Annotated in this window: 7 protein-coding genes and 1 pseudogene; 4 read left to right on the forward strand and 4 right to left on the reverse strand. The window is 31.1% G+C overall.

Features of this window, described 5'->3' with window-relative positions; all coding sequences use genetic code 11:
• The first annotated feature begins 135 nt into the window (after nucleotides 1–135).
• From QP860_RS10060 to QP860_RS10075, 4 genes are read left to right on the forward strand one after another with little or no spacing between them, the layout of a single operon-like run.
• Nucleotides 136–537, forward strand: coding sequence for a helix-turn-helix domain-containing protein (locus tag QP860_RS10060; RefSeq protein WP_000852880.1), 402 nt, complete (start codon nucleotides 136–138; stop codon nucleotides 535–537).
• An 8-nt stretch (nucleotides 538–545) separates the two neighbouring features.
• Nucleotides 546–1,094 (forward strand): ImmA/IrrE family metallo-endopeptidase, encoded by a 549-nt coding sequence (locus QP860_RS10065; protein ID WP_284912729.1) that lies wholly within the window; start codon nucleotides 546–548, stop codon nucleotides 1,092–1,094.
• An 8-nt stretch (nucleotides 1,095–1,102) separates the two neighbouring features.
• A complete protein-coding gene (locus QP860_RS10070; protein ID WP_284912730.1) occupies nucleotides 1,103–1,585 on the forward strand; it encodes a hypothetical protein in 483 nt (160 codons plus the stop codon).
• Complete coding sequence (locus QP860_RS10075) at nucleotides 1,578–2,648, forward strand: virulence RhuM family protein (RefSeq protein WP_284912731.1); 1,071 nt, start codon at nucleotides 1,578–1,580, stop codon at nucleotides 2,646–2,648. The genes QP860_RS10070 and QP860_RS10075 overlap by 8 nt, the downstream gene beginning before the upstream one ends.
• 80 nt (nucleotides 2,649–2,728) lie before the next feature.
• Here QP860_RS10075 and QP860_RS10080 read toward each other — a convergent pair.
• The 4 genes and pseudogenes from QP860_RS10080 to QP860_RS10095 all read right to left on the reverse strand — a co-directional run.
• Nucleotides 2,729–2,893 (reverse strand): annotated as a pseudogene (locus tag QP860_RS10080) (sigma-70 family RNA polymerase sigma factor); the annotation flags it as partial.
• 9 nt (nucleotides 2,894–2,902) lie between these two features.
• Nucleotides 2,903–4,639, reverse strand: a complete 1,737-nt coding sequence (locus QP860_RS10085) for an ABC transporter ATP-binding protein (RefSeq protein ID WP_284912733.1) — start codon at nucleotides 4,637–4,639, stop codon at nucleotides 2,903–2,905.
• Nucleotides 4,632–6,353 carry an ABC transporter ATP-binding protein gene (locus QP860_RS10090; protein ID WP_284912735.1) on the reverse strand — a complete coding sequence of 574 codons (1,722 nt, stop codon included), beginning with the start codon at nucleotides 6,351–6,353 and terminating at the stop codon, nucleotides 4,632–4,634. Before QP860_RS10090 ends, QP860_RS10085 begins: the two co-directional genes overlap by 8 nt.
• Before the next feature lie 100 nt (nucleotides 6,354–6,453).
• A partial coding sequence (locus QP860_RS10095; protein ID WP_284912737.1) for an ABC transporter substrate-binding protein occupies nucleotides 6,454–7,985 on the reverse strand: 1,532 nt, incomplete at its 5' end.

A 7,985-nucleotide genomic window follows, 5' to 3' on the forward strand; every position in this document is an offset into this window, starting at 1 on the left:
TTTACAAACTTGAATGTTTGTGCTATAATATGAATATAAGTTCAGTTTGTATTATATCTCAAATTGAAAAATAATTCAAGCACTATTGTTCGTATTAAAAGTTATAAATGCACATTAGTACAGGAGGTTAAAGTTATGGCTTTTGCGGATAGATTAAAGGATTTTCGTGAAAAAGAAAAGTTAAGTCAAGCCGATTTTGCAAAAATGATAGGAATAAGTACAAGAACTCTTGTACATTATGAAGACGGAGAAAGATACCCAAGAGATGTCGAGGTTTACAAAAAAATAGCTGAAGTTATGGACTGTGATTACAATTATCTTCTAGAAGAAAGTGACGAATTTTTAAATCGAGTTTATAACATGGGTGGCAAAAGAGAATTAGAAAAAGCTAGAGCATTAACAGAAGGTCTAAGCTCTTTATTTGCTGGTGGAGAAATTTCTGACGAAGATAAAGATGCTGCTTTTGAAGCTATTACTCGTGCTTATTGGGAGGCTAAAAGAGAAAACAAGAAATACGGTCGTAAGAAAAAAGATTAGGTGATTTTATGAGCATGAATCGCTATATATATGATAAGGTTAATCGACTTATAAAAAAATATAAGACACGAGATCCTATCGAATTAATAGAAGCTTTGAATATTAACCTGGTATATCTACCTGAAACAAAAATACTTTTAGGAATGTACCATTATATTCAAAGGAACAGATTTATTTTTATCAGTAGTAACACAAATTTTAATAGAAAAACGATATTAGCACATGAATTAGGTCACGATCAACTACACAGAGATTATTGTGTGAGTGGCGGAGCTTTTCATGACCAAACAGTGCTAAACCCTACAAATAAATTTGAAACTGAAGCAAATATTTTTGCAGCTCATTTATTAATAAGTGATGAAGATGTCCTCGATAATATCAATGATCAAGTTTGTGATTATGAAATTGCTGGAAAATTAGGTGTGGATATAAATTTACTAAATCTAAAAATTTCTGAGTTAGCAAAAATGGGCAAGTTTAATAAACCAATTAATGTTAATACACCTCAGGGAGATTTTCTTAAAAACTATCGCCCTGAACATGATGATTATTATTAGGAGATTCTATGGGAATATTTATTGCAGGATATTTTTTATTAATTCTTTCTGGAATAGTTTTCTACTATCTCATCACTACCTACTCTGTAAAAATCTCAACATTTTTGATTGATTTTATAGTTGTAGGTTTAGGATTTTATATATCCATAAAAGATAAACTAGATAACAAATTAGCTATTCCCCTTTCAATTACAGTAGTAATTATTTATGGAATATTGCTAGTTTTAATAAATCAAAAGCTACAAAGAATTAGTAAACTTTTAAACTATATAATTGCTTTTATAGGATCATCAGTCGCCCTATGGTTGGCACTTGATTTTATTACAAACACTCTAGCCGCTTTTAAAATAATAGGTCAAACTTATCATCAATTACCAATAACAAAAAATATGATGATAAATTCCTTTATACATTATGTAATTGTATTCTTGATTAGTATTCCAGTGTTTAAAGGTAGAATGAAATTCATATTCGGAGGAAATTATGAGTAGAGAAATGGATAAAAATAAAGACGAAAATCAAGAAAGAAAAGAACTTCAAATTAGATCATCTGCTGCTGAATACTTGACTTTTATTGCAGCGAATGGTGATGATCAAGAAGCTATCGAAATTAGATATGAAGATGAAAATATTTGGCTAACTCAAAAGATGATGGCAGCTCTTTATGATGTAAGTGTATCGGCAATAAATCAGCATCTAAAAAAGATATTTGACGATAACGAACTAGACGAAAATTCAGTTATTAAGAAATACTTAATAACTGCAAACGATGGAAAATCATATAATACAAAGCACTACAACCTACAAGCAATTATTGCAGTAGGTTTTAAAGTAAATAACGAACGTGCAGTCCAATTTAGAAAGTGGGCAAACCAAATTGTAAAAGATTTTACAATTAAAGGTTGGGCAATGGATGATGAAAGACTCAAAAATTCTGGTACAAAACTTACCAAGGATTATTTTGAAAAATTACTTGTAAAAATTCGTGAGATTAGATTATCTGAGAGAAGATTCTATCAAAAAATCACGGATATTTATGCCACTTCTTTAGACTATGATCCATCTGCAAAAGCAACAAAAAGGTTTTTTGCAGCTATTCAAAACAAATTACACTATGCCATTCATGGAAAAACTGCAGCTGAATTAATTGTAGATAGAGCCAATCACAAAACTAAAAATATGGGACTTACTACTTGGGAAGGATCTCCAGATTCAAAAATTCATAAATATGATGTAGTCGTAGCAAAAAATTATTTAAACGAAGAAGAATTAAATCAAATGCAAAGAATTGTTTCATCATATTTGGACATGGCAGAACTACAAGCAGAAAGACATATCCCGATGACAATGGAAGATTGGGAAAAAAGATTAAATGGATTTTTAGAGTTATGGGATAAAGAAATCTTAAATGATGCAGGAAAAGTCTCTGCAGCTCTTGCTAAAAAACACGCAGAGAGTGAGTTTGAAAAATATAGAATTATACAAGATAGACTCTACAAAAGTGATTTTGATAAGTTCTTAGAACTTGAAGACAATACTAAAGATTTAGAATAATAACTTAAAATAGGGTCTATAAATAATTTTGTGTATCAACCTAAATCCTGATTAAAGGGTAAGGGTTGATACATTTTTTATGCTTCAATCATCATTGGTGTAGCTACAACTTTTTCTACATCAACATTTTTATCTTCTAGATTATCTTCAAAATTCCCATCATAATTTAGGGACGAAAAAAAGAGCAAGTGATTTTTCTTATCCACCTGCTCTAAATGTTTTTCCTGTTCAAAGACTTTAAATATTTCTTTCTATCAATTATTTAATTTCCATGATTCCGCCTTAGCTTTTGCATTGATAAGGTCAGAATAAAGTCCATTATTTTTAATCAGTTCTTCATGATTTCCACGTTCTACTATTTCTCCATCTTTTAAGACTAAAATCTGGTCAGCATTTCTAATTGTCTTTAACCTATGAGCAATCATTATTACTGTTTTATTTTTTGTTAATGATTCTATTGCTTCTTTAAGTTTATCTTCATTTTCTGGATCTATACTTGCTGTTGCTTCATCAAAGATTATGACGTCTGCATCTTTTAGCATAGCTCTTGCAATTGAGATTCTTTGTTTTTCTCCACCAGATAGGCTTGCTCCACCTTCCCCAATAATAGTGTCATATCCTTCTGGTAAAGCTTCTATAAATTCATGGCACCTCGCCTTCTTTGCAGCTTCTACAACCTCTTCATGGCTTGCATTTTGTTTTCCAAATTTTATATTGTTTTCAATAGTGTCTTCGAAGAGATAGACGTCTTGAAATACCATGGAAATTGAATTCATAAGGTTTTCTATCTTATAATCCTTAATATTCTTTCCACCTATTAAAATTTCTCCAGAATTTACATCCCAAAATCTCGCTATTAGATTACAAAATGTTGTTTTACCAGATCCAGATGGACCAACTATGGCAGTCATGGTATTTTCTTTTATCTCTGCTGATACATTTTTTAAAATTGGTCTATCATCATAAGAAAAGCTTACATTTTTAAAGACTATATCATGATTTTTTATAGGCTCTGTAATACTACCTTCTCTCATATCAGGCATAGAGTCGATAAAACCTACAGAATCTATGGCATTTTCGCAAGCTCTTAGGATTGCCATGTTTGATCCTGCCCCGATTAAGCCTTCAAAGATAATAAATGATGCCATAATCATAAGAATTGTTTCAGCAAGTGGAAGTTCACCAGATAAATTTAATTTTAATGATACATAGACCATAGCTACTGTTGTTATTCCCATTACAATTCTTTGGATAACTGTGTAAGGTGCTACAGATATTTCTAAATCTAAAAGTATATTTGATGTATCTTTTATAGACTTTCTTAAAGCCCTGTTATTTTCTCCACCAAGATTATAGGATTTTATAACCTGCATTCCTTGTAAAGTTGCTAATACTTCTTTTGTAAGTCTTGTTTGTGTTTCTGTCATTTTATCTGCATTAGCTGATGATTTTTTCTCCATCATTGATGTAACTATAAAGAATACTATTACACCTACTACTGCAACAAGCCCTACCTTTACATTAAATATTAAAGTTCCAAGGACAAAAACTAAAGTATTTAGAACTCCACCAAGTACAAGAACCAAAAGCATAGGCACCCACATTTCCGCTTGGGAAAGTGAAGATGTGGAAATAGTAGTTAATCTTCCTAGTGAAAAGCTTGAAAAGAAACCCATAGGAACTCTTTTTATTTTTTCTCCTATTTCTATCCTCTTATGAGCTGCCATAAAATATCCAGCGTGTGTTTGTGCCATTTGTGATGATTTTTGTGTCATTATCTTTCCAACAAGGGATATAACTAATATTCCAAGACAAACAAAGATAGCCTTATAGTCTAAAGTTTTAGAAAATATATTTACTAGCATATAGTAAATTGCACCAAACTCAAGGGCATTAAATACTGCGTGCAAAAATCCAGCGAGAATAGATTTCTTAATATATACCTGTTCTTCTTTTGAAAAATTCCATATCTTTTTAAACACATTAAGCATTTTCATCCCCCCTTAAATTTGCAGCATACATTTCCTTATAAAGTTCTGATGACTTTAATAGTTCTTCATGAGTACCATAAGAATTTAATTTGCCATCTTTAATGACAAATATCCTATCTGCATCAACAATTGTCTTTAACCTATGAGCGATTATTATTAAAGTTTTACCCTTAACTAGATTTGCCAAGGCGTTTTGTATGAGAGCTTCATTTTCAGGATCTATATAAGAAGTTGCTTCATCTAAAATTACGATTGGTGCATTCTTTAGCATGGCACGAGCAATAGATATTCTTTGTCTTTCTCCTCCAGATAGATGACCTCCACCTTCGCCAACTCTTGTATCATAACCATTAGATAGATTCATAATAAAATCATGGCAGGCAGATTTTTTACATACCTCTATGATTTCTTCGTCTGAGGCATTCTTATTTCCAAGCCTAATATTTTCCTTTATAGTCATATCAAAGAGGAAATTGTCTTGGGATACAAAAGAAATAAGTGAAGACAAGTTTTCGAGCGACACATCTTTTGTTTCTACTCCGCCAATTTTAATAGATCCCTTATCTACATTCCAAAATCCAGCAATAAGTTTTGCTATTGTGGACTTGCCTGACCCAGAAGGACCAACGAGTGCTGAAACATTAGATTCTTTTATTTCCATAGAAAGATTATCAATGACTTTCTTTTTTCCATCGTAAGAAAAGTCTACGTCTTGAAGTTCTATATTATAGGATTCTATTTTTTCTCCCTTGTCGATATTTTCTAACTCTCTTGAATCTAAAATCTTTCCTATTTCAGAAGTTATAGTTGATATTCTTGACATATCATCCATATAGTTCATGATTTTTAAAATGCTAGAAACTGTAGCAAAGGATAAGACGATTAAGGTAATTAAATTTCCTAAATCAATACTTCCATTTATATAAAATAAAATCCCAAAGGGTATGATTGTAATAATTCCCGTAGGAGAAAGTAATCTACCTATGGCAACCCTATTCATAGATTCACCCATCCAGTTATAATAAAAGCTTGCATTGTCATAAACTGCATCAGCATATTTTTTATAAGATGATTCGCTTTGATTAAAGGTCTTTATTACTTCTATCCCATTTATATACTCAACAATAGAATTATTCATGTGTTGACCAATGGCAACTGACTTCCCAAACATTTCCTTATAATGAGCATTCATAACAGACATCATAATAGACATTCCTACCACAAATGGAATTAGTGATAGCAAGGTCAATCGCCAATCTAAGCTAAACATATAAATAAATAATAAAACAGGTCCTACTAAGTTTGCCGTAAATTCTGGCACTAGGTGGGCAAGTGAAGTTTCCATAGAATCAACTTGCTCAACTATAATATTTTTTAATTCTCCAGATGATCTTGATAATACATCTCCCAATGGCATCTTAAAAAGTTTTTTGGAAATATCATTTCTAATTTCTCCTAATGAATTAAAGGTTGCAGTATGGGAAATACTTGTTGATATTCCTGCCGCCACTTCTTTAATAACAAATGTTATTAAAATATTTATGCATAGTGGAGTATATAAGCTCATATCCCTTATGCCATTAATCAAATTCACAATAATTTTCGCCATAAAAATATAAGAAAAAAGACCAGCCACTACTCCAATTATTGCCAGTAAGATTGACATAAAATATGATCCTTTTCTCTTTTTTACATATTGTTTTATTAGATCCATCAAATCCCCTCCTTAATAAATCTTCGTAATAATAAGATAGGTCTATCCATTCACTACTTTATAGATAGACCTGCCTTAAATTCAATTTATTAACCTATTCTCATTTAGCTTTTACACTATAAATATTGAAAAATTGTGGTGTACTTGTAAATTCATATCCCCCAATTTTGTCATTTCTATACAAAATCATTTCTTTTGAATAAGAAAGAGGCAAATCCATAGCGTTTTCGTTTGAATATACTATAGCTTTTTGTATATTATCTTTAATCTCCCCTTCGTTTGTAGAAGTGGAAGCCTTCTTTATTGCATCAATATATATGTTTGAATCAGAAAGTGCTTTTAACGGCATCAAATGTGGATCCATTTCAGTGATTGATTCTTGTAAGAACTTATGAGGTTCAGTATAAGAACCCTCTGTATTCCAGGTTGTCAAATGGAATTCTCCCTTTATACCATCTGTCCACCATGACATTTGATCTTTTTCAACTAGGTCAACATCTATACCTACTTCTTTTAAGTGTGTCTTTATTGCAAGTGCAGTTTCCTTAGCAAATACTAAATCTGACCAGTAAACATATTGAAGCTTTAATGGACTTCCGTCCTTTTCTCTAATTCCTGTATCTTTATTGAGTTTCCAACCCGCTTCATCTAGCAAGCTATTTGCCTTTTCAGGAGCATAACTATAATTAGTTGGATAATTTGCATCACAATAAGCTACATCTTTAGGGAATAAAGTTTCAGCTACATCTTCATATGAGTATGTTAAACTATCGACAATGTCTTTTTTGTTAATTGCATAATTAATTGCTTGGCGAACTTTTAAATCTTCTAACTCTTTTTTACTTGGATTTAAAATTAGATTCTTAGTCAAAGTCCTATTTTTATTGACTTCTCCAGTAACATCCTTAATTTCAGAACCTTTTTTGAAGTCATCATAATTTATTAAATCTGCTCCATAAATTAAATCTATTTCCCCCTTATTTAAGGCTTGAAGTCTTGAGGAAGCATCGGGAATATATTTGACAATAACTTCATCATAATAAGGTTTTTCCCCATGATAATTTTCATTTCTAACAAATTTTGTATATTCTCCAGATTTAAATTCTTCATATACATAAGGACCTGTTCCTATATTTTTGTTAAATGTCTCAAAATTTCCCTCAGTAAATGACTTTGGAGATGGCATCCCCAATACATTTTGGAAACAAAAACCATTTATATAAAATTTAGACGGATTTTCATAGTGAATAGCAATCGTATTATCATCAATAACTTCTGTTGATTTTATCTCTGCAACAGCCCTAATGCCTGCAAAATTAGGGTTTGACTTATCAAAATCTAATATCTTTTTTACTGCATCAGCATTAAAATCTTCACCATCTGAAAATTTTACCCCATCCTTTAATTTAAAGACTAAAGTTTTGCCATCATCTTTATATTCAAAGCTTTCAGCAAGTTTTGGTACAATTTCACCGTTTTCATAAGCTACTAGGGTTTCGTAAATTAAACCACAAGCCATATTATTTTCCTTATTCATTGTTAAAGTCGTAAGGTTTGTCAGTTCTTTAGCAGTACATAAGGTTAAAATCTTCTTGCTTTCATCTTTTGCGTCTTGGTCAAGCTCAACATTTT

The sequence above is a fragment of the Aerococcus sp. UMB1112A genome, from assembly GCF_030230715.1.
In the GTDB taxonomy this organism is placed as follows: domain Bacteria; phylum Bacillota; class Bacilli; order Lactobacillales; family Aerococcaceae; genus Aerococcus.